This window comes from Kordiimonas marina, from assembly GCF_023006325.1.
In the GTDB taxonomy this organism is placed as follows: Bacteria; Pseudomonadota; Alphaproteobacteria; order Sphingomonadales; family Kordiimonadaceae; genus Kordiimonas; species Kordiimonas marina.
The window spans coordinates 362,093-380,833 of the sequence record NZ_JAINDF010000005.1 but is presented as its reverse complement, the minus strand read 5'-3'; the positions used below and the strand labels follow the sequence as shown (position 1 = coordinate 380,833).

The window sequence follows — 18,741 nt, the reverse complement described above, 5'->3', positions numbered from 1 at the left end:
CCGTTGGCGTGCGCCGGTTTCGCCCGGCAAGCTTCATGGTGCCGCCAGCTAAGGCAAGTTTTCTGAAACTGTCAAATATCTTGTAAGAGAAGGCCAGCCCCTAAACGTGGAAGCTTTCGCCACAGCCGCAGCGGCCTTTTTCGTTCGGGTTGGTGAATTTGAACCCGGTGGAGAACATGCTGTCCTCCCAGTCCATTTCCGTGCCGAGAAGAAAGAGGAGCGACTTGCGGTCGACATAGACCTTCACGCCCTTGTCCTCGACCAGCTCGTCCTCAGTGGACGGTTCCTCGACATAGTCGACGGTATAGCCGAGGCCCGAACAGCCGTGCGTGCTGGTGCCGAGCCGAATGCCAACGGCACCTTCCTTCTTGGCCAGAAGCGCCTGGATATGTTCGGCCGCCTTATCTGTGATCCGGATGGCTGACATGGGTCTGTCCTCTTTTCTCATTCCCTTAAGGTGGCCCTAAAGGAGGCCGAGTTCAAGCCGGGCCTCGTCCGACATCTTGGACATGTCCCAGGCCGGTTCCCACACGAGCTTGACTTCAGCCCCGCCAACGCCGGGCACGCTGTTGACCTTCAGCTCCACCTCACCCGGCATGCTTTCCGCGACCGGGCAGTGCGGCGTGGTCAGCGTCATGGTGACGGTGACGATCTTGTTTTCGTCGATATCGAGTCCGTAAATGAGGCCGAGCTCATAGATATTGACCGGGATTTCCGGGTCATAGATTTCCTGCAGAGCCTCAACCACACGTGCTTCAAGCTCGTCATCGGACACAGGATCACCTGCTGGCTTATCGTCGGGCACCTCAGCCGGGGCTTCCTCAGCCTTGTTCGACTGCTCGAGGAACTTGTTGAGGAAATAGCCGCCCTCTTGTGGGCTAAGCTCTGGCGGGCTGACCTCCGCCGTCGCCTGCTTCACGCTGTCCATATCCACGCGCGGGCGTGTCTCCGGGCGGTTGGGCATATTTTCCTCCGGGAAAGCCTCCGGGGCGTTCACGTCCATGATATCGCGATTTTCCGTCTTATCCGTCATCCGAAGATGTCCACTACTTTCTTGAGACCGTCGATCAGCCGGTCCACGTCGGTTCTGTCATTATAGATGCCAAAGCTGGCCCGCACAGTGCCGGGCACGCCGAAGCGGTCCATCACCGGCTGGGCGCAGTGGTGGCCCGCGCGCACAGCGATGCCCTGGCGGTCTAGGATGGTGCCGATATCGTGCGGGTGCGCCTGGTTCATCGTGAAGCTGATCAGCGCGCCCTTCTCCGGCGCCGTGCCGATGAGGCGCACGCTGTTGACCGCCGTCAGCGCCTCGGTGGCGTATTTCAGGAGGTCCATCTCATGGGTATGGATCGCGTCATGCCCGAGCGCTGAGATATAATCGAGCGCCGCCTTCATGGCGATACCGCCCGCGATGTTGGGCGTCCCGGCCTCGAACTTGTAAGGCAGGTCGTTATAGGTCGTCTTCTCGAAGGTGACGGTGGAGATCATATCGCCGCCGCCCTGCCACGGCGGCATCTTGTCCAGGAGCGCTTCCTTGCCGTAGATGACGCCGATACCCGTGGGGCCGTAAGCCTTGTGGGCGGAGAAGGCGTAGAAGTCGGCATCCATCGCCTGCACGTCGATCTTCAGGTGCGGGGCTGCCTGGCAGCCGTCGATCAGCACGGTCGCGCCCGCGTCGTGGCCCATGCGGATGATGTCCGCGACTGGATTGAGCGTGCCGATCGCGTTGGAGATATGGGCGACCGCCACCAGCTTGGTGCGCTCACCCAAAAGGCCCGCATAGGCCTCCATATCGAGGCTGCCGTCATCATGAAGCGGGATCACCCGGATCACCGCGCCCTTTTCCCCGGCCAGCATCTGCCACGGCACGATATTGCTGTGGTGCTCCATCTCGCTGAGGATGATCTCATCGCCTTCACGGATGTTCGCGCGGCCCCAGGTCTGTGCGACCAGGTTGATGCCTTCGGTGGCGCCGCGGACGAAGATGCATTCGCGCGACTTGGCAGCGTTGATGAAAGCCCGCACGGTTTCCCGCGTGTTTTCATACGCCTCGGTAGCGTCCTGGCTGAACTTGTAAACGCCGCGGTGGATATTGGCGTAATAATGCTCATAAAGCCCAACCTCGGCGTCGATCACCACGCGCGGCTTCTGCGCGCTGGCGGCGCTGTCAAGGAACGTGAGCGGCTTGCCGTAGACCGTTTCCTGAAAGATCGGGAAATCGGCGCGGATGGCTTCGACGTCAAACGCTCTCATGGGCAGGTTCATGTCATTCATCGCACTCATCCTTACGCCACAGCCTTGACGGACCGCGCGGTCATCCAGGCGTCGATCCGGTCAGCCATCGCCGCTTTCACGTCTTCGGCGGGAACACGCTCCAGTGCTGCGGCAGTGAAGGCCGCGACCAGCATCTGGCGCGCCGTCGCCGGGTCGATGCCGCGGGAGGTCAGATAATAGATCGCCTTGGCGTCCAGCTCGCCCACGGTGGCGCCGTGGCTGCATTTGACGTCATCGGCGAAAATTTCAAGCTCCGGCTTGGCGTTGGCTTCGGCTGTCTTGTCGAACACCAGCGCCTTGAAGCTTTGGTCGGCTTCGGTCTTCTGCGCGTCCTTCGCCACCGTCACCTTACCCGCGAAGGAGGTCTTGCCGCGGCTGTCGGCGATGGTGCGGAATATCTGGTCGCTGGTCGCGGCCGGTACCGTGTGGCTGACGTGGCTGAATGTATCATGGCTTTGGCCGGAGGCCGCGAGCGCGACACCGTCGACCACGGCGCAGGCTTCTTCCCCCAGAAGCCGGACATGGGCTTCAAAGCGCGCGGTCTTGCCGCCGACAGACAGGCCGACGGACGTATAGCTGCCCTCGGCGTCGATATTCACATAGGCCTTGGCGGTATGAAGTGCGTTGGCGCCTTCTTCCTGCACCCGGATATGGCTGAGGCTGGCGCCTTCGGCCACCCGCGCCTGGAAAAGCGCATTGGTCCAATAGCCGGTCTCATCACCGAGGAAACGTTCGACCACGGTGGCCTTGGCGCCTTCGCCCAGCTCGACCACATGGCGGATATGGGTGGCAGCCCCTTCGGCCCCTGTCATCATATGCAGGACTTCGATGGGCGCGTCGATCACCACACCCGCGGGCACCGATAGCACGAGCCCGTCCCTGAGCAGGGCAGTGTTCAGGTAGCTGATGGCATCGTCGCCGCGCACCAGTTCGTTCGCACGCTCGGCATTGGCCATGAAATGGTTGGCGAGCGGCCGGATCTGCACGGTCTGCCACAGGTCACCCAGGTCGCTCTGGTCCTCGTCATAATGGCCATTCACGAACACGAAGCGCGCGCTCACCGCGCCAAGCGGTTCCGGCAGCACCGGCAGCGTCTCGGCGGGGGCCGCGAGGCCGTACACCTGCTTCCGGAGCGCGCGGATATCGCTATAGCGCCAGTCTTCGGTCTTCGCGGTCGGGAATCCTTCGGCTTCGAACGCCTCAAGCGCCTGCGCGCGCAGATCGTCGGTGCCCGGCAGCGTGCCTATCAGCGCCTGGACCTGGCTTTCATAGCCCGTCATCGGTTGGTCCTGCATACTATGCTCCTTCACGCGACGTCGGCGTAGCCTTTTTCTTCAAGCTCCAGCGCCAGCTCCTTGCCGCCCGACTTCACGATGCGACCGTCGATCATCACATGCACCACATCCGGCTGCACGTAGGACAGCAGCCGCTGATAGTGGGTGATCAGAAGGATCGCGGTATCGTCCCGGCGCTGGGCGTTGATGCCTTCAGCCACGGTGCGGAGCGCATCAATATCGAGGCCCGAATCGGTCTCGTCGAGCACGGCCAGCTTGGGATCGAGGACCGACATCTGCACCATTTCGTTCCGCTTCTTCTCACCACCCGAAAAGCCGACGTTGACGAAGCGCTTCAGCATATCCGGGTCCATCTTCAGCTCGGCCGCCTTGGCGCGCACGAGCTTCATGAACTCGGCCGCCGACATATCCTCAAGACCACGGTAGCGGCGCACGCTGTTGAGCGCGGTGCGCAGGAAGTTGAGGTTCGACACGCCGGGAATTTCAACCGGATACTGGAAGCCCAGGAAGATGCCCTCGCCCACCCGCTCATGCGGCTCAAGCGCCAGAAGGTCCTTGCCCTCGAACTCGATGGTGCCCTTGGTCACCGTATAATCGTCCCGGCCCGCGATGGTGTTGGCGAGCGTCGACTTGCCGGCACCATTGAGGCCCATGATGGCGTGGACTTCACCGGCCTTTATCTCAAGGTCCAGGCCCTTGACGATTTCCTTGTCCGCCACGCTGACGTGCAGGTCTTTAATCTTAAGCATACTCATCCGTCCGTTCCTTACCCCACGCTGCCTTCGAGCGAGATTCCCAGAAGCTTCTGGGCCTCGACGGCAAATTCCATGGGCAGGTGCTGCATTACATCCTTGCAGAAGCCGTTGACGATCATCGCCACCGCTTCTTCTTCATCGAGGCCCCGGCTTCTGCAGTAGAAAAGCTGGTCCTCGGAAACCTTGGAGGTGGTCGCCTCATGCTCGATCTGGGCTGAGGGGTTCTTCACCTCGATATAGGGCACGGTGTGGGCGCCGCATTCCGAGGACACCAGAAGCGAGTCGCACTGGGTATAGTTGCGGACATTGTCCGCGCCAGACAGAACCTTCACCAGGCCCCGGTAGGTGTTCTGCGATTTGCCCGCCGAAATACCCTTGGAGATGATGGTCGAGCGCGTGTTCGCGCCCATATGGATCATCTTGGTGCCGGTATCGGCCTGCTGGTAATTGTTGGTCACCGCGACCGAATAAAACTCACCGACCGAGCCGTCGCCCTGCAGCACGCAGCTCGGGTATTTCCAGGTCACGGCCGAGCCGGTTTCCACCTGGGTCCAGCTGACCTTGGAATTCTTGCCTTTGCACAGCGCGCGCTTGGTGACGAAATTATAGATGCCGCCCTTGCCGTTCTTGTCGCCCGGGTACCAGTTCTGCACGGTCGAATATTTGATCTCGGCATCGTCGAGTGCCACCAGTTCCACGACAGCAGCATGAAGCTGGTTCTCATCGCGCATCGGGGCGGTACAGCCCTCGAGGTAGGAGACATAAGCGCCTTCGTCCGCGACGATCAGCGTACGTTCGAACTGGCCGGTGTTTTCGGCGTTGATACGGAAATAGGTCGAAAGCTCCATCGGGCAGCGCACGCCCTTCGGCACATAGACGAAGGTACCGTCCGAGAAGACGGCACAGTTGAGCGCGGCGAAATAATTGTCCCGGACCGGCACGACCGACGCGAGATATTTCTTCACCATGTCCGGATATTCACGGATCGCTTCCGAGATCGACATGAAGATGACGCCGGCCTTCTTCAGTTCCTCGCGGAAGGTGGTGGCGACGGACACCGAATCGAACACGGCGTCGACCGCAACCTTGGCCGAGCCCTGTACACCCGCCAGCACTTCCTGTTCCCGAAGCGGAATGCCGAGCTTGGCATAGGTTTCCAGAAGCTCGGGGTCGACCTCATCGAGGCTTTTCGGGCCGTCCTTCTTCTTGGGTGCCGAATAATAATAGATATCGTTATAGTCGATCTTTGGGTAGTTCACGCGCGCCCAGTCCGGCTCTTCCATCTTCTGCCAGGCCGCGTAAGCCTTCAGGCGCCAATCGAGCATCCACTCGGGCTCACCCTTCTTGGCGGAGATGAAACGCACCACGTCCTCCGACAGGCCCTTGGGCGCCCGTTCGGATTCGATATCGGTGACAAACCCGTATTTATAGTCGCCCGTGACTTCGGAAATCTGTTTCTGGGCTTCTGCGGTTCCGGCCATTTTTGGCGGCTCCTTGATCTTACGGTTACTCGGGCGGTCCGTCAGTGGACCTGCCGTTATTTTGTGCCTGCGGTCGTGCGGGGTGCCTCACGCGGCTTGAAAAGAGTCTGGTCCGGCTCATTCGCGACCAGCGCCGAAAGCTTCACATCCTCAAGCGCGTCCCTGACAGCGCCATTGATGACCTGCCAGCGCGGACGCATTTGGCAGATATCGTCGAACGAACAATCGGACGTGCCGCCCTCCACGCAGTGGGTCAGCGCGATCGGACCATCGATGGCTTCGACGATGTCGGCGACCGAAATGTCATCCGCGCTTTTCGCCAGGGAAAAGCCGCCCTTCAGGCCCCGGTGCGAATTGAGAACCCCGGCGCGGCCGAGCGCATTGAGGATTTTCGCAACCGTCGGCACCGGAATGCTGGTGGCAGCAGACAGATCCTGCGCGCTCATGCGGCTGTCGGCGTGCGACATTTCGCACATTAACACCACGGCATAATCTGCTAGATTGGTCAGGCGGATCATGGCTTCGCTGGTCCTTTCCTTAGAGCACCATTTCCGGTGCGTCCTAAATCATACCAAATTGATCGGATTTGTCATATGGAGATATGGCGGCCCGGAGTCAACAAAAACCCGCCGCATAGGGGCGCCTTATCGCTTATTTCCGTTCATTATGCACCTATTTCTTTTAGAAGGCCTATCAAATAGCATATCCCATGATAGGTTTGACCCCATTAACCATAGCGCCGGAATCACGTATGACGCTTGACGACCTGAAACCCCTTTTTGAAAAAGCACACTTTATACGCGCTTTCGAGCACGAGATCGCCGCGCTATCGGAAGCAGGCGACGTGCCTGGCCTTGTGCACCTGTGCCTGGGGGCGGAACTTTTCGAAGTCGCGCTTTGTGCCAACCTTGAAGGGCCGGGCGACCAGGTGACAGGTTCACACCGCAGCCACGGCCTCGCGCTGGCGATGGGGGCGGACCCGGTCGCCGTTGCCGCAGAAATCCTCGGCCGTACCGGCGGGCTGTCCGAAGGGCTCGGCGGCACCCAGCATCTTCTCGCGCCGGAGGTGGGGTTCCTCACCAGCAATGGCATCGTCGGCGGACAGGTGCCGCTGGCCGCGGGCGCCGCGCTGAGCGCCAAGACCCTCAAGACCGGCGGCATCGGAGTCGCCGTGATGGGCGACGGCGCCACCAACCAGGGGGCGGTGTTCGAGACCATGAACCTCGCCGTCGCGCTCAAGCTGCCGCTTCTGTTCGTGATCGAAAACAACGGCCTCGGCCAATCGACCTCCGCGCATTATGCCTCAGGCGGCATCAGCCCGATGGCGCGGGCCCGCGGGTTCGGCCTGGCCGCCAGCCATGTGGAGGGCGGCGATATCACCGGCTGCCTCAAGACGGTGGACCGGCTGGTTTCCTGGGTGCGAGAGACCGGGTCCCCCGCGCTTGTCGAAGCCTCGGTCCCGCGTCTCAGCGGCCATTATCATGGTGACGAGCAGCTTTACCGCTCCGCCGCCGACAGCCAACCAGACCCGCTGGAGCAGTTTGAAGACACGCTGTTGCGCGCCGGTGCCACCGCCACCGAATGCCACACGATCAAGACCGGCGCCCATGCGGCTGCGAAAGCCGCGGTCACCGCGGCGAACCAGCAAGCGGACACCAGCGACGAAGCCGTAGCCCGGTGGGCCACACGGTTGGGAGGCGCGGCATGACCAGGATGAGCATCCGTGACGCGCTCAACCGCGCCCATCAGGACCTGATGGCCGCAGACGACACCATCGTCGTCATCGGCGAAGACATTGCCGGCGGCGCCGGGGTCAAAGGCGGGGCGGAACTCGGCGGTGTCTTCGGCGTCACCCGTGGCCTCGGCGCCAAATTCGGCGAGGGCCGGGTCATCGACACCCCCATCTCGGAGGCCAGCTTCATCGGCATGGCGACGGGCGCGGCGATGACCGGCCTCAAGCCCATTGTCGAACTGATGTTCTCCGACTTTATCGGCGTCGCTTTCGACCAGATCCTGAACCAGGCCGCCAAGGCGCGTTTCCTGGCGAACGGCCGCTTCGACCTGCCGCTTGTGATCCGCACCACCATGGGCGCGGGCGACAGCTCGGCCGCCATGCACAGCCAGTCGCTTTACGGTGTGTTAGCGCAGATTCCGGGGCTTATGGTCGCCTGCCCCTCGACCCCCGCGGACGCCGCAGGCCTCCTTAAGGCTGCGGTCGGAAGCCCCGACCCCGTGGTTCTGTTCGAACATAAGGGCCTTTACGGCCATGAGGGCGATGTGGCGGACGACCTGCCCGCGGTCCCGCTGGGCAAAGGCCGGTTGGTTACGGAAGGCGAATCGGCAACCGTGGTCGCGCTCGGCGCCATGCGGCACGCCGCCGAAGCCGCCGTCACCAGCCTGGAAGCCCGCGGCATCAGCATCGACCTCATTGACCCGCGGACGATCGTGCCGCTCGACCTCACGCTGATCGCAAACAGCGTGAAGAAGACAGGCCACCTTGTCGTCGTCGACGAAGGCACAGATTTCGGCGGCTTCGCCGATGCCGTGATCTCCGCCGTCGCCCGCGATCATTTTGGCGCGCTCAAGGCCGCGCCTGTTGCGGTCACGCCGCCGCACACCCCCATCCCGTATGGCCGCGCGGGCGAACACGCCTGGCTGCCGCACGCCGACACCATCACAGCCGCCATTCTGGCCCTTCTAGACATGCAGGAGACAGCATGAAAAAGATCAAGGTATGGGACGGTCCCATCCGCCTGTTTCACTGGGCCCTCGTGACCGCCTTTAGCCTTTCCCTCTATTCCGCCTTTCAGGACAAATTCGGCATTTACGCCGACATGCACCTTTATGCCGGGGTGACCGTGCTGGGCCTGGTAGCCTGGCGCATCGTGTGGGGCTTCATCGGCAGCGAAACCGCGCGCTTCACGTCCTTCATCAAAGGCCCCAGGGCGATCCGCGCTTATATGCGCGAAAAGCGCAAACCGGGTGAGCCCTATCCGTGGGTCGGCCACAACCCGCTGGGGGCGCTGTCCGTCACCGCGATGCTGACACTATTGCTGGTCCAGAGCATCCTGGGCCTGTTCGCGACCGATGACATGCTGTTTTCCGGCCCCTTCAGCAGCAAGGCCGGGGGCAGTGCGGGGCTGATCACCGAAATCCACGAAACCATCGGCTATATCCTGATGGGCCTGGTGGCGCTGCATATCCTGTTCATCATCGGCTATGCCGCGCGCCGGGTGAACCTGATCGCGCCCATGATCGCCGGGACCAAACGCGCGGAAGAAGGCACGCCCGCGCCTAAAATGGCCTCGCCGCTTCTCGCCCTCGCGCTGGGGGCCGGCATAGCGGCAGCCGTCTGGCTGATTATTTTCTGATGCCAACAAAAAGGCCGGGCAATGCCCGGCCTCTTGGCAAGCTGGCGATGGGCCCCGCTTAATCTTCTTTATATTTATCGTGGCAGCTTTTGCAGTGGCTGGCGGCCTGTTTGAAGGTGCCCTGAATATCCCCGCCCGTGCGAGCAGCATCGGCAAACGCTTTCACATCCGCGGCGTAATCATCAGCGCGCTTGGCGAAGTCGGCCCAGTTTTCCCAAATGTCGGCTTTGGCGTCGGTCGCGCCTTCCATGCCGCGCGTGTCTTTGGCGAAGCTGCCCTTCACCATGGACGCGGACACAGCCCAGATTTCCGCCAGCTTGGCAACGTCGCCGTCTTCCTTGGCCTGGCCCTTGAAGTGCTGCACGATGTTATGGAGCGCATTCACGGTAATCTTCATATTGTCCATGCGGTACTTCGATTCGGCGAACGGCTTTTCATGTTCGTCGCTGTGCGCGGTGGCGGGTATCGCAAGGGCGCCAGTGATGGCGGCGGCAGCAATCCCGGCGGTCAGGAAGCGCAGTTTCATGTATCTCTCCCTAAGGTCTGGCCTGATCAAACGGTTGTCTTAAACAATCCTAGCGCCTGCCGCGCAGACGGCAAGCGCTATAGGTTCGCAAAATTGTGATCGAAGCCGGGATAGGGCTTCAACGCCTTACATGATCGGCGGACGCGGGGTCTGCCGACGGTCACGACGGGGCGGCTGCGCCTGATAGGCTTCCGCACAGTGCCCTGCGCAGTAAGGCATCCCCGGTTCGGACTGCTTGCCGCAGAAATGGAAGTCGGCATCACCCGGATGACCGAGCGGCCACTTGCACATACGGTCGCTCAGGTCGAGCAGCGTAACCAGCTTCTTGTCTGCCTTTTTGACCACTTTCTTGGGCGCGGCCGGTTTCTTTTCCTTGTCGGACTTCACCGGCGACGGACGCGACTTGAGGCCAAGGCGGTGTGCCTTGCCGATCACGGCATTACGGGTCACGCCTTCACCCAGTTCTTTTGCAATCTGGCTTGCGCTCAGGCCATCATCCCAAAGCTTTTTGAGCTGATCAATGCGCTCGTCCGTCCAGGCCATGGTCATTCCTTATGTGTGTGTTTACTTTTTTTCATCTGCACTAATGGCTTTCCCCGCTTATATCGTCCCCAAGGGGCACTTGCCAAGGCCTCATACGTCCCCATATGGTGTTGCCGACGTGAAAATTAGGAGCGAACACATGCAGGCAGAGGCTGAGAACGCGTATCCACTGCCGGGTACCAGAAGCATTGGCCGGGTCAACTGGCTGGGTCTGAAGACCCTTTATCTCAGGGAAACCCGTCGCTTCATGAAGGTGTGGGCACAGACACTGGCGTCCCCCGCCATCACCACGATTCTCTATATGATTATCTTTACGCTGGCGCTTGGCGGGTCGGGTCGGCATATCGCCGGAATGTCCTACAGCACCTTCCTGGCCCCCGGTCTCATTGTGATGACCATGCTGCAGAACGCCTTCGCCAACACGTCTTCGTCGCTCATCATCTCCAAGGTGCAGGGCAATATTGTCGACACGCTGATGCCGCCCCTGTCCGCGCTGGAGCTGACCGTCGGCTTCGTCGGCGGCGGGATGACCCGCGGTCTGGTTGTCGGCATGGCGGTCGGCACCGCCTTTCTGGTCATGCCTGGCGTCAGCATGACGATCGCCCATGTCTGGGCCGTGGTCTATTTCGCCGTGGCCGCCAGCACCATGCTGTCGCTCATCGGTGTATTGACTGGCATCTGGGCTGAGAAATTCGACCATACCGCCGCCATCACCAACTTTGTGGTAGCACCCTTGAGTCTTCTTTCCGGCACCTTCTATTCGATCGAACGGCTGGCGCCCGCGTGGCAGACCATGTCGCACCTGAACCCGTTCTTTTACCTGATCGACGGCTTCCGCTACGGCTTCATCGACAAAGCCGACAGCAACCTGATGGTCGGCGTTCTTTATACCCTCGCCATAAACCTGATCCTGACCTTCTGGGTCTACCGGGTGTTCAAAAGCGGTTACCGGCTGAAAGCCTAAGAAAAAGGGCCAAAATAGCCGCTGTGCTCCATTGACATATTTTGGGGGCAGAGGCATCCTCTCCGACGATCTGGCCGGTGCGCGATAATGCCTCCGGCCACACGCTTTTCTGAGACGCCACAAGAAGACGTCGCAGCCTGTACCAGGGCCGAATTTTGAGGGAGATTCGTTGTGATTACGCCGCTGTTGCCAACCTATGCCAGGGTTCCTATCGCTTTCGAGCGCGGGGAAGGCATGTATCTTTTTGACGAAAACGGGAAAAAATATCTCGATTTCTACGCCGGCATCGGCGTCATGTGCCTGGGTCATTGCCACCCGACGCTGGTGAATGCGCTGTGTGACCAGGCGCACAAGCTGTGGCACACCGCGAACACCTACCGTATCCCGCTCGGCGAGAAACTGGCCCAACGCCTTGTCGACAACTCGTTCGCCGACACGGTCTTCTTCACCAACTCGGGCGCCGAGGCGATCGAGTGCGCGATCAAGATGGTACGCAAATACCATTATGACAAAGGCAACAAGGGCAAGCACCGGCTGATCACCATGTCGTCGGCCTTCCATGGCCGCACGCTGGCTGGCATCGCCGCCGCGGGCCAGGAAAAGCTGGTCAAGGGCTTCGACCCGCTGCCCGGTGGCTTCGACGTTGTGCCCTTCGGCGACATTGAAGCCGTCAAGGCCGCGATCGGCCCCGAGACCGGCGGCATCATGGTTGAACCGATCCAGGGCGAAGGCGGTATCCGCCCGGTTCCGGTCGATGTCATGCGTGCGCTCCGTGACCTGTGCGACGAAAACGGCCTCCTGCTCGTGTTCGATGAAATCCAGTGCGGCATGGGCCGGACCGGCAAGCTGTTCGCCCACGAATGGTCGGACATCACGCCCGATATCGTCACCTCGGCCAAGGGGATCGGCGGCGGCTTCCCGCTCGGCGCCTGCCTCGCCACCGAAGACGCCGCGTCCGGCATGACCGTCGGCACCCACGGCAGCACCTACGGCGGCAACCCGCTCGGCATGGCTGTCGGCAACGCGGTCATGGACGAAATGCTCAAGCCGGAATTCCTGCCGCGGGTCAAGCAAATGGGTGATCTGCTTCAGGGCCGCCTGGCCGCGCTTCAGCAGCGCCATGGTGACTTTATCCAGGAAGTCCGCGGCATGGGCCTGATGGCCGGTATCCGCCTGCCTGACGTACCCACCAAAGCGGCAACGCTCGACTTTACCGAACGCGGCCTCCTGCCTGCCGTTGCCGGCGACATGGTCGTGCGCATGTTGCCGCCGCTGATTGTCGAGGAAAGCCACATCGACGAAGCGATGGAAATTTACGACGCCGCCTTCGAAGACTGGCGGAAAAACGGGATACCGAGTTAATCACACCGGCCCCTGAATTCAGGTTTGGGGGCCGGCCTCAAAATAGGAACCAAGTGAATGAGTAGCGTGCAGCCGAACAGCCATTTTGTCGATCTCAAGGATATTCCAGCCGATGTGCTCCACCACATCCTGGACACGGCAAAACGATGGAAAGCTGCACGCCGCGGCCTGCCCAAGGGCGCGGTCGACGAAGGCGCCCCGCTTGAGGGCTATACGCTCGCGATGATTTTCGAGAAATCGTCGACCCGGACGCGTATCAGCTTCGAAATGGGCATGCAGCAGCTCGGCGGCTCATCCCTCGTGCTGCAGGGCGGCTCCATGCAGCTTGGCCGCGGTGAAACAGTGGCCGACACCGCGCGCGTCATGTCCCGCTATGTCGATGCCATCATGATCCGCGCCAAATCCCACGATGCGGTGGTGGAGCTTGCGGAAATGGGCAGCGTGCCGGTGATCAACGCGCTGACCGACCGGTCGCACCCGTGCCAGCTGATGGCCGACATGATGACGATTGAGGAACATCTGGGCTCGGTCTCCGGCCGCCCCATGGCCTGGCTCGGCGACGGCAACAATGTCGCCACCTCGCTTATCGAAGCGGCGGTGAAGTTCGACTTCCCGCTCACGCTCGGCTGCCCGGATACGCTGTCGCCTAACGCGGAGGCCCTGGCCTGGGCCCACGCCGAAGGCGGCAATATCACCGTCACCACAGACCCTGTCGCGGCTATCAAGGGCGCCGAGGTTGTTTTTACCGACACCTGGGTGTCGATGGGCGACGACCCGAACGACGGCCGCATGGAGACCCTTGAACCTTATCAGGTGAATGCCCAATTGATGGCCCATGCCGCCGACGGCGCCCTGTTCATGCACTGCCTGCCCGCCCACCGCGGCGAGGAAGTGACCGCAGAAGTGATCGACGGCCCGCAATCCGTCATCTGGGACGAAGCCGAAAACCGTCTGCACGCGCAGAAAGCTGTCGTCGCCTGGTGTTTGGGCAAAATCTGACCTTTCCGGAGGTCCCGTAATTAGAGTGAACCGAAGGCCATGACTGAAGCGCCGATTGTCATCAAGGACCCGGAAGGCAGCCGGGATAACGAGATCCGCCCGTTCCGCATTGAGGGCATGGATGTGCGCGGCCGCGCCGTCAGGCTCGGTACGGTCGCGGACCAGATCCTGCGTGCCCACAACTATCCGGAACCGGTGGCGCGTATCCTCGGTGAGCTCCTGGTGCTGGCAAGCCTTCTGGGGTCCATGCTCAAGTTCGAAGGCATCGTCACGATCCAGACCAAGTCAGATGGTGCGGTGCCGATGATGGTCACCGACTATGAGCTGAAGGCCGACGGCACCGGGCACCTGCGCGGCTATGCCGACATCAATGAGGACAAACTGGCCACCTACGGCAAGAACCCGAGCTTCCACGGCCTGATCGGCAGCAAGAACGGTTACCTGGCGCTGACGATCGACCAGGGCAAGGATATGGAACGCTATCAGGGCATCGTGGACCTGCAGGGCGAAACCCTGTCCGAAGTGGCGCGCAATTATTTCATGAATTCCGAACAGACGCCGACCGAGATGCGCCTGCGCTGCGACCGTGACCCGGTCACCGGCAACTGGCGCGCGGGCGGTATCATGGTTCAGCATCTGGCCCGCGGCGAAGCGGGGCGCGAGCGCATCCTCGACCGCGAGACGAAAGAACACTGGAACCGCGCCTCCACGCTGATGCACAGCGTCAAGACCGAGGAGCTTCTGGACCCGCAACTGGACCTGGACCAGCTTCTGTTCCGGCTGTTCAACGAGGACGGTGTGCGCGTCTTTGACGCCTCCCATGTGGTCAAGGGCTGCCGCTGTGACCGGGCCCGGCTGCTGGCCGTCCTCGGGACATTCAGCCAGGACGACATCGACCATATGACGGTTGATGGCAAAATCGGCGTCAACTGCCAGTTCTGCAACAAGACGTTCGATTTTCTGCCTGAAGAAGCCCAAAGCAGCAAAGCCTGAGGGTACGCGGACGGGCTTGGCCCTTAAGCCGAGCGGGGTGTATCCAACTCACCAACCTCAAGGATAGGCGACGCGTCGATGCCTTCGGCATCCATCATGCTGGCGATGCGCTCCAACGAGCTCACCAGCATCGACCGCTCCCACGGTTCCAGCTTGCGGTACTGGCGCAGGAAACCCGCCTGCAACAGCTCGGGCGCGTCCTCAAGGCGGCGCATCCCCTCCTCGGTCAGCGTGGCATACACCACACGCTTGTCGGTTTCGGACCGTTCCCGGCGCACAAGGCCCGCTTTTTCCAACCGCTCCAGAATCGATGTGATCGTCGCCTGACTGAGCGCAACATGACGCGCCACCACGCTCGGCGCCACCTTGCCGTGACGGCGGAGAGACTGCATCACCACAAGCTGCGGCGCAGTCAGCCCGGACTGTTTGACCAGCTGTTTCGACTGCAGGTCCACGGCCCGCATGATGCGCCGGATCAAAATCAGGATATCGTCATAATCGCTCATGGACAGTCCACCAGTAGACATGGCCCCCAAATGGCCCTCGCCTTTGCCTGTCCTGACTTAGCGGCAAAGTCCATAAGGCGCAATGCCATTCCCTTCCGGCCCTGAGGCTCGATAAGCGGATACGGCTTAAAATTCACCCCAATAGCTGAAGGCGAAATTCCAGTCGCCAAGGCGGCCAACGGCCTTCACCGCCTTCTGGACGTCCGGGCGCGCGGCGATCTTGTCCACCAGGGCGCGCAGCTTGGTCGCTTCGTCAGGTTTGCCGGACGTGCGGAACCGGCTGAGGGCCAGAAGCGCCGTTGAGCGGTCATCTTCGGACGCCAACCGGGTTTTATAGAGCGTCGCCGCATCGTCTTCACGGCCGAGGCACAGCGCCGCCATGGTGACGGCGCTATAGTTGGTCTTGGCCGACTTATAGAGCGGGCCATAAATCGCGTCGGCGTCTGCGGCCCGCCCCAGCGAATGAAGCGCGCACACCTTGCTGGCTTTCGCCCAATAGGCGCCAAAATCCGACACATAGCCCTTGCCGTCCACCAGGGTTTTATCGGCCGCCTTCAGCGCCTCTTCATCCCGGCCGTGGCGCCACAACATCTCACCATAATTGATATATTGGTTGATGAGGCTGGGGGAGGTTTTCAGGTCCCCCTTGATGACAGATGCCATCAAGGTGAGCGCATCATCGACCCGGCCCGCATCCTCATAGGCGTAGGCGAGCTCGTTCTGGACCCAGTAATAATTTTCGCTCTTCCTGTCCGCATCCGGCACGGCGTCGAGCGTCTGTTCGGCGGCCATGACCGCTTCCTCGGCGTTGTCGGCCGCGCGGTAGGCCTGGACAAGTCCAAGCCGCGCCCCCAGCCAGGATTCCCAGCCTTCTTTCTGGGCACGCGCCTGATCAAGCGCCGCCAGTTTAAGCTCGGTATCCAGAAGCTTGTCAGGGGTGAAGCGCGGGTCTTTCTCCAAGGTCGGCCACAGACCTTCATAGTCGCGGTCCTGCCAAGCGCGGATATAGGCGTCGGCGCCAAACTGGGTGTGCTGAATAAGCGCCTTCGCCGCCGCCGTATCGCCGCGTTTCAGCTGAAGCCGGGCGAGCTCGAACCACAGATATTCAGGCGTGGCGCCCTTATTGTCCCCGGTATAGCCACTGTCATGCAGGATTTTCAGCAGCGTATAGGCCTTGTCCTCATGCTTCGCTTTTTCGAAGTGACGCAGATACTGCCAGATTTTGCGGACGGAAATGCCGCCAAGCATGGAGCTCTTGTTCTGGACCAGCCACAGGAAGCTTTCGATCGCCTGATCCTTATCGGGCGAATCGCTGAAAAGAAGCGCGTCCATGAAATGGCCGACCTGCAGGTCCGCCTTGAGCGCGTTGGCGATATTGGTGCGGAAACAGGCATCATCCTTCACCTTGGTGCACAGGACCGCGGTCATGCCGTAAATCCGCGCGCGTTCGCGGCCAGCCCGGCGGGTATCGGCGGCAAAGGCCGTCATTTCCTTGAGCGCCTGCTGATACTTCCCGGCATCCGTGAGGGTATCGTACCGGTGCCAGACCGTCTGGAGCGGTGGCAAAGGCTTGTCATCTGCCTGGGGCGCAGCCAGCACAGGCCCCGCAAGAGAGAGCGCCATAATCCCGGCCAGAAACGCCGCCCGCATCGTCTTTAGCTGCATCGCCATTCCCTTATCCTCAGCCCTTCTGGGCCGCTTCCGGCATGTCTGTCCAGAAGACACAGCCGCCGCGGCTGCAATCCTTCGGGCGCAGATGCTGGGCCCAGTAAGCCTTGGCTTTTGCGTGCGCGGCCTTGATCTCATCCGGCGTCATCGCCGCCTGCAAGCGGGCAAGGTCGACCTTGGAAGACTTAACGCCGAGCTGGCGGGCCAGCACATACCATTTGAGCGCCTCGATATCGTCCTCCTTTACGCCGACACCGGTGCCGTAGATCGCAGACAGGCGCAGCGCGGCCAAAGGCTGTCCCTGCCGGACCGCCTTTTCGTACCAGTCCACCGCTTTCTGAATATCCTTCGGTGTGCCGATACCGTTTTCATAGAAATAGCCCAGGTTCTGTTCGGCCTGCCGCTCGCCTTGAAGGGCGGCTTTCTCGGTATATTTGAAGGCCTTGTCGCTATCACGTTCAACCACGCGGCCCGCCCCGTAATAGATGCCGAGGTTGGTGAGCGCGAGCCCGTTACCCTTCGCCGCCGCCTTCTCAAACCATTTGAGCGCTTCTTTGAAATCCTGCGGCACGCCAAGACCACGGTCATAGATATGGCCGACATTATAGGCGGCATCCATATGCCCCTGCGCCGCGGCTTTCTTGAACCAGTAAAGGGCGGCGACATAGTCGGCCGGCGCGCCTTCACCGCGGTAGGACATCAGGCCGAGGTCGAACTGGGCGCTGCGGTTGCCAGCCTTGGCCGCCTGCAGGTAATAGGATCGGGCCTTCTTCAGGTCGCGCTTGCCGTCCTGGCCGCTATAGTAAAGGTTGGCGAGGTTGAAAGTACCGAGAAGATAGCCGTCCTTTTCCGCCTCCGCGAAAAGCGCGGCCGCCTTCTTGGTGTCCTTCGGGACGCCTGCGCCCTGCAGATAAAGCGCGCCCAGGTTATTGCTGGCGCTCGCCAGCCCCTGGTCCGCCGCTTTCTTATACCAGACGACCGCCTGCTTCAGGTCCTGCGGGACCCCAAGGCCCCGGGCATACATGATGCCCAGCTGGAACTGCGACCCCGGCAGCCCGGCGCGCGCCGCCTCCCGGTAAGCCAGGAAGGACTTGCCGAAATCCTGCTTGACCGCCGTACCGTCCCGGTAGATCTGCCCGAGGTTCTGCCACGCGAGCGGGAACCCGCCTTCCGCCGCCTTCTTGAACAGGTCCATCGCCTTGGGCACGTCCTTCTTCACACCCTGGCCGTTGAAATAGAAGCTGGCGAGGTTATTTTGGGCGTCCGGCATGCCCTGCTTCGCCGCCTTTTCGTAAAGCACGCGCGCCTTCTCGAAATCAGCCTTAACGCCTTTGCCGTATTGATAGAGAAGCGCCAGGTTATATTGAGATGCGGCAAAGCCATGGTCTGCCGCCTTCTGGTACCATTCGCGGGCCTTATCGAGATCGGCTTTGACGCCCAGGCCTTCCTGATAGATCCGGCCCAGATTATGTTCGGCCGAGGATTGACCCTTCTCCGCCGCCTTCATCGTCCATTTGATCGCAGCCTGATAGTCGCGCTTAACACCGATACCGTCCAGATACATGCCGCCCAGGTTGGACGCCCCCGCCGGGTCACCGGCTTCCGCCGCCTGGGTATAAAGCGCCACCGCATGGGCGAGGTCACGCCTGACCCCCCAGCCGTTCCGGTACATCAGTCCAAGGTTGTTGAGCGCGGCAGGATAGCCCTGCTCAGCGGCTTTGCGGTACCATTTGACGGCTTCGGAGAGGTTGCGCCCGCCATACCGGCCCTCGAAATAATAGACGCCGACATCATACTGGCTGGCGGCATTGCCGGCTTTAGCCTCCTTGTAGATATCGCGGATCGTGCGCTGGTGCGGATGTAACAGGCTTAAACTCAGCCAAACATCTAAACTCAGGACACCGAGGACCAGTACGGTCAATGTGGATTTTTTCATCAAGAAAGCCTTCTTACACCCTCGGGCCATAGCATTATACGGCGCTTTGGCTCAAGCGGTAAGTCGGC

The 18,741-nt window shown here is 61.3% G+C and carries 19 protein-coding genes; 7 read left to right on the top strand and 12 right to left on the bottom strand.

Annotation, left to right across the window (positions count from 1 at the left end; all coding sequences use genetic code 11):
- Positions 1–100: 100 nt before the first annotated feature.
- From K6118_RS13515 to K6118_RS13485, 7 genes are all read right to left on the bottom strand, one after another.
- Positions 101–427, bottom strand: coding sequence for a HesB/IscA family protein (locus K6118_RS13515; RefSeq protein ID WP_247120940.1), 327 nt, complete (start codon positions 425–427; stop codon positions 101–103).
- A gap of 36 nt (positions 428–463) precedes the next feature.
- Entirely contained in the window at positions 464–964 is a 501-nt protein-coding gene (locus K6118_RS13510) for an SUF system Fe-S cluster assembly protein (RefSeq protein ID WP_425531552.1), read from the bottom strand.
- Positions 965–1,029: 65 nt separating this feature from the next.
- Positions 1,030–2,274 (bottom strand): cysteine desulfurase, encoded by a 1,245-nt coding sequence (locus K6118_RS13505; protein WP_247120937.1) that lies wholly within the window; start codon positions 2,272–2,274, stop codon positions 1,030–1,032.
- An 11-nt stretch (positions 2,275–2,285) separates the two neighbouring features.
- Positions 2,286–3,569, bottom strand: coding sequence for a Fe-S cluster assembly protein SufD (gene sufD, locus K6118_RS13500; protein ID WP_247120936.1), 1,284 nt, complete (start codon positions 3,567–3,569; stop codon positions 2,286–2,288).
- Between the two features lie 11 nt (positions 3,570–3,580).
- The gene (gene sufC / locus K6118_RS13495) at positions 3,581–4,318 is read right to left on the bottom strand and encodes a Fe-S cluster assembly ATPase SufC (RefSeq protein ID WP_343269972.1); all 738 of its coding nucleotides are present in this window, start codon (positions 4,316–4,318) and stop codon (positions 3,581–3,583) included.
- Positions 4,319–4,335: 17 nt separating this feature from the next.
- Entirely contained in the window at positions 4,336–5,805 is a 1,470-nt protein-coding gene (gene sufB / locus K6118_RS13490) for a Fe-S cluster assembly protein SufB (protein ID WP_247120930.1), read from the bottom strand.
- 56 nt (positions 5,806–5,861) lie between these two features.
- Entirely contained in the window at positions 5,862–6,323 is a 462-nt protein-coding gene (locus K6118_RS13485) for an SUF system Fe-S cluster assembly regulator (RefSeq protein ID WP_247120928.1), read from the bottom strand.
- Positions 6,324–6,556: 233 nt separating this feature from the next.
- Between K6118_RS13485 and K6118_RS13480 the strand changes: the two genes are divergently transcribed.
- From K6118_RS13480 to K6118_RS13470, 3 genes are read left to right on the top strand one after another with little or no spacing between them, the layout of a single operon-like run.
- Positions 6,557–7,513 carry a thiamine pyrophosphate-dependent dehydrogenase E1 component subunit alpha gene (locus K6118_RS13480; RefSeq protein ID WP_247120926.1) on the top strand — a complete coding sequence of 319 codons (957 nt, stop codon included), beginning with the start codon at positions 6,557–6,559 and terminating at the stop codon, positions 7,511–7,513.
- Positions 7,510–8,526, top strand: coding sequence for an alpha-ketoacid dehydrogenase subunit beta (locus K6118_RS13475; protein WP_247120925.1), 1,017 nt, complete (start codon positions 7,510–7,512; stop codon positions 8,524–8,526). The genes K6118_RS13480 and K6118_RS13475 overlap by 4 nt, the downstream gene beginning before the upstream one ends.
- Complete coding sequence (locus K6118_RS13470) at positions 8,523–9,176, top strand: cytochrome b/b6 domain-containing protein (protein WP_247120922.1); 654 nt, start codon at positions 8,523–8,525, stop codon at positions 9,174–9,176. The genes K6118_RS13475 and K6118_RS13470 overlap by 4 nt, the downstream gene beginning before the upstream one ends.
- A 58-nt stretch (positions 9,177–9,234) precedes the next feature.
- On the opposite strand, the gene K6118_RS13465 is transcribed toward K6118_RS13470, so the two are convergent.
- Together K6118_RS13465 and K6118_RS13460 are read right to left on the bottom strand one after the other, a co-directional pair.
- On the bottom strand, positions 9,235–9,702 hold the full coding sequence (locus K6118_RS13465; protein WP_247120920.1) for a cytochrome c: 468 nt from the start codon (positions 9,700–9,702) through the stop codon (positions 9,235–9,237).
- 126 nt (positions 9,703–9,828) lie between these two features.
- Positions 9,829–10,245, bottom strand: a complete 417-nt coding sequence (locus K6118_RS13460; protein WP_247120917.1) for a GcrA family cell cycle regulator — start codon at positions 10,243–10,245, stop codon at positions 9,829–9,831.
- A 139-nt stretch (positions 10,246–10,384) separates the two neighbouring features.
- On the opposite strand from K6118_RS13460, the gene K6118_RS13455 reads away from it, so the two are divergent.
- The 4 genes from K6118_RS13455 (at position 10,385) to K6118_RS13440 (ending at position 14,563) form a co-directional block, all read left to right on the top strand.
- Positions 10,385–11,209: an ABC transporter permease gene (locus tag K6118_RS13455; RefSeq protein ID WP_247120915.1), complete on the top strand. Its 825-nt coding sequence runs from the start codon at positions 10,385–10,387 to the stop codon at positions 11,207–11,209.
- Between the two features lie 171 nt (positions 11,210–11,380).
- Positions 11,381–12,571 carry an aspartate aminotransferase family protein gene (locus tag K6118_RS13450; RefSeq protein ID WP_247120914.1) on the top strand — a complete coding sequence of 397 codons (1,191 nt, stop codon included), beginning with the start codon at positions 11,381–11,383 and terminating at the stop codon, positions 12,569–12,571.
- A gap of 57 nt (positions 12,572–12,628) precedes the next feature.
- Positions 12,629–13,570, top strand: coding sequence for an ornithine carbamoyltransferase (gene argF / locus K6118_RS13445; RefSeq protein WP_247120912.1), 942 nt, complete (start codon positions 12,629–12,631; stop codon positions 13,568–13,570).
- A 39-nt stretch (positions 13,571–13,609) separates the two neighbouring features.
- Positions 13,610–14,563, top strand: a complete 954-nt coding sequence (locus K6118_RS13440; RefSeq protein WP_247120911.1) for an Hsp33 family molecular chaperone HslO — start codon at positions 13,610–13,612, stop codon at positions 14,561–14,563.
- Positions 14,564–14,586: 23 nt separating this feature from the next.
- Here the strand turns inward: K6118_RS13440 and K6118_RS13435 are convergent, their stop codons facing one another.
- The 3 genes from K6118_RS13435 to K6118_RS13425 form a co-directional block, all read right to left on the bottom strand.
- Positions 14,587–15,069 (bottom strand): MarR family winged helix-turn-helix transcriptional regulator, encoded by a 483-nt coding sequence (locus tag K6118_RS13435; RefSeq protein ID WP_247120910.1) that lies wholly within the window; start codon positions 15,067–15,069, stop codon positions 14,587–14,589.
- 126 nt (positions 15,070–15,195) lie between these two features.
- Entirely contained in the window at positions 15,196–16,740 is a 1,545-nt protein-coding gene (locus K6118_RS13430; RefSeq protein ID WP_247120908.1) for a hypothetical protein, read from the bottom strand.
- A 10-nt stretch (positions 16,741–16,750) separates the two neighbouring features.
- Positions 16,751–18,673 (bottom strand): tetratricopeptide repeat protein, encoded by a 1,923-nt coding sequence (locus K6118_RS13425; protein ID WP_247120906.1) that lies wholly within the window; start codon positions 18,671–18,673, stop codon positions 16,751–16,753.
- Positions 18,674–18,741: the final 68 nt, after the last annotated feature.

Excerpts from the sequence above, each read along its gene's own strand:
- K6118_RS13515 (WP_247120940.1), bottom strand. The coding sequence starts at position 427 with ATGTCAGCCATCCGGATCACAGATAAGGCGGCCGAACATATCCAGGCG.
- K6118_RS13510 (WP_425531552.1), bottom strand. The coding sequence starts at position 964 with ATGCCCAACCGCCCGGAGACACGCCCGCGCGTGGATATGGACAGCGTG.
- K6118_RS13505 (WP_247120937.1), bottom strand. The coding sequence starts at position 2,274 with ATGAATGACATGAACCTGCCCATGAGAGCGTTTGACGTCGAAGCCATC.
- sufD (WP_247120936.1), bottom strand. The coding sequence starts at position 3,569 with ATGCAGGACCAACCGATGACGGGCTATGAAAGCCAGGTCCAGGCGCTG.
- sufC (WP_343269972.1), bottom strand. The coding sequence starts at position 4,318 with ATGCTTAAGATTAAAGACCTGCACGTCAGCGTGGCGGACAAGGAAATC.
- sufB (WP_247120930.1), bottom strand. The coding sequence starts at position 5,805 with ATGGCCGGAACCGCAGAAGCCCAGAAACAGATTTCCGAAGTCACGGGC.
- K6118_RS13485 (WP_247120928.1), bottom strand. The coding sequence starts at position 6,323 with ATGATCCGCCTGACCAATCTAGCAGATTATGCCGTGGTGTTAATGTGC.
- K6118_RS13480 (WP_247120926.1), top strand. The coding sequence starts at position 6,557 with ATGACGCTTGACGACCTGAAACCCCTTTTTGAAAAAGCACACTTTATA.
- K6118_RS13475 (WP_247120925.1), top strand. The coding sequence starts at position 7,510 with ATGACCAGGATGAGCATCCGTGACGCGCTCAACCGCGCCCATCAGGAC.
- K6118_RS13470 (WP_247120922.1), top strand. The coding sequence starts at position 8,523 with ATGAAAAAGATCAAGGTATGGGACGGTCCCATCCGCCTGTTTCACTGG.
- K6118_RS13465 (WP_247120920.1), bottom strand. The coding sequence starts at position 9,702 with ATGAAACTGCGCTTCCTGACCGCCGGGATTGCTGCCGCCGCCATCACT.
- K6118_RS13460 (WP_247120917.1), bottom strand. The coding sequence starts at position 10,245 with ATGGCCTGGACGGACGAGCGCATTGATCAGCTCAAAAAGCTTTGGGAT.
- K6118_RS13455 (WP_247120915.1), top strand. The coding sequence starts at position 10,385 with ATGCAGGCAGAGGCTGAGAACGCGTATCCACTGCCGGGTACCAGAAGC.
- argF (WP_247120912.1), top strand. The coding sequence starts at position 12,629 with ATGAGTAGCGTGCAGCCGAACAGCCATTTTGTCGATCTCAAGGATATT.
- K6118_RS13440 (WP_247120911.1), top strand. The coding sequence starts at position 13,610 with ATGACTGAAGCGCCGATTGTCATCAAGGACCCGGAAGGCAGCCGGGAT.
- K6118_RS13435 (WP_247120910.1), bottom strand. The coding sequence starts at position 15,069 with ATGAGCGATTATGACGATATCCTGATTTTGATCCGGCGCATCATGCGG.
- K6118_RS13430 (WP_247120908.1), bottom strand. The coding sequence starts at position 16,740 with ATGGCGATGCAGCTAAAGACGATGCGGGCGGCGTTTCTGGCCGGGATT.
- K6118_RS13425 (WP_247120906.1), bottom strand. The coding sequence starts at position 18,673 with ATGAAAAAATCCACATTGACCGTACTGGTCCTCGGTGTCCTGAGTTTA.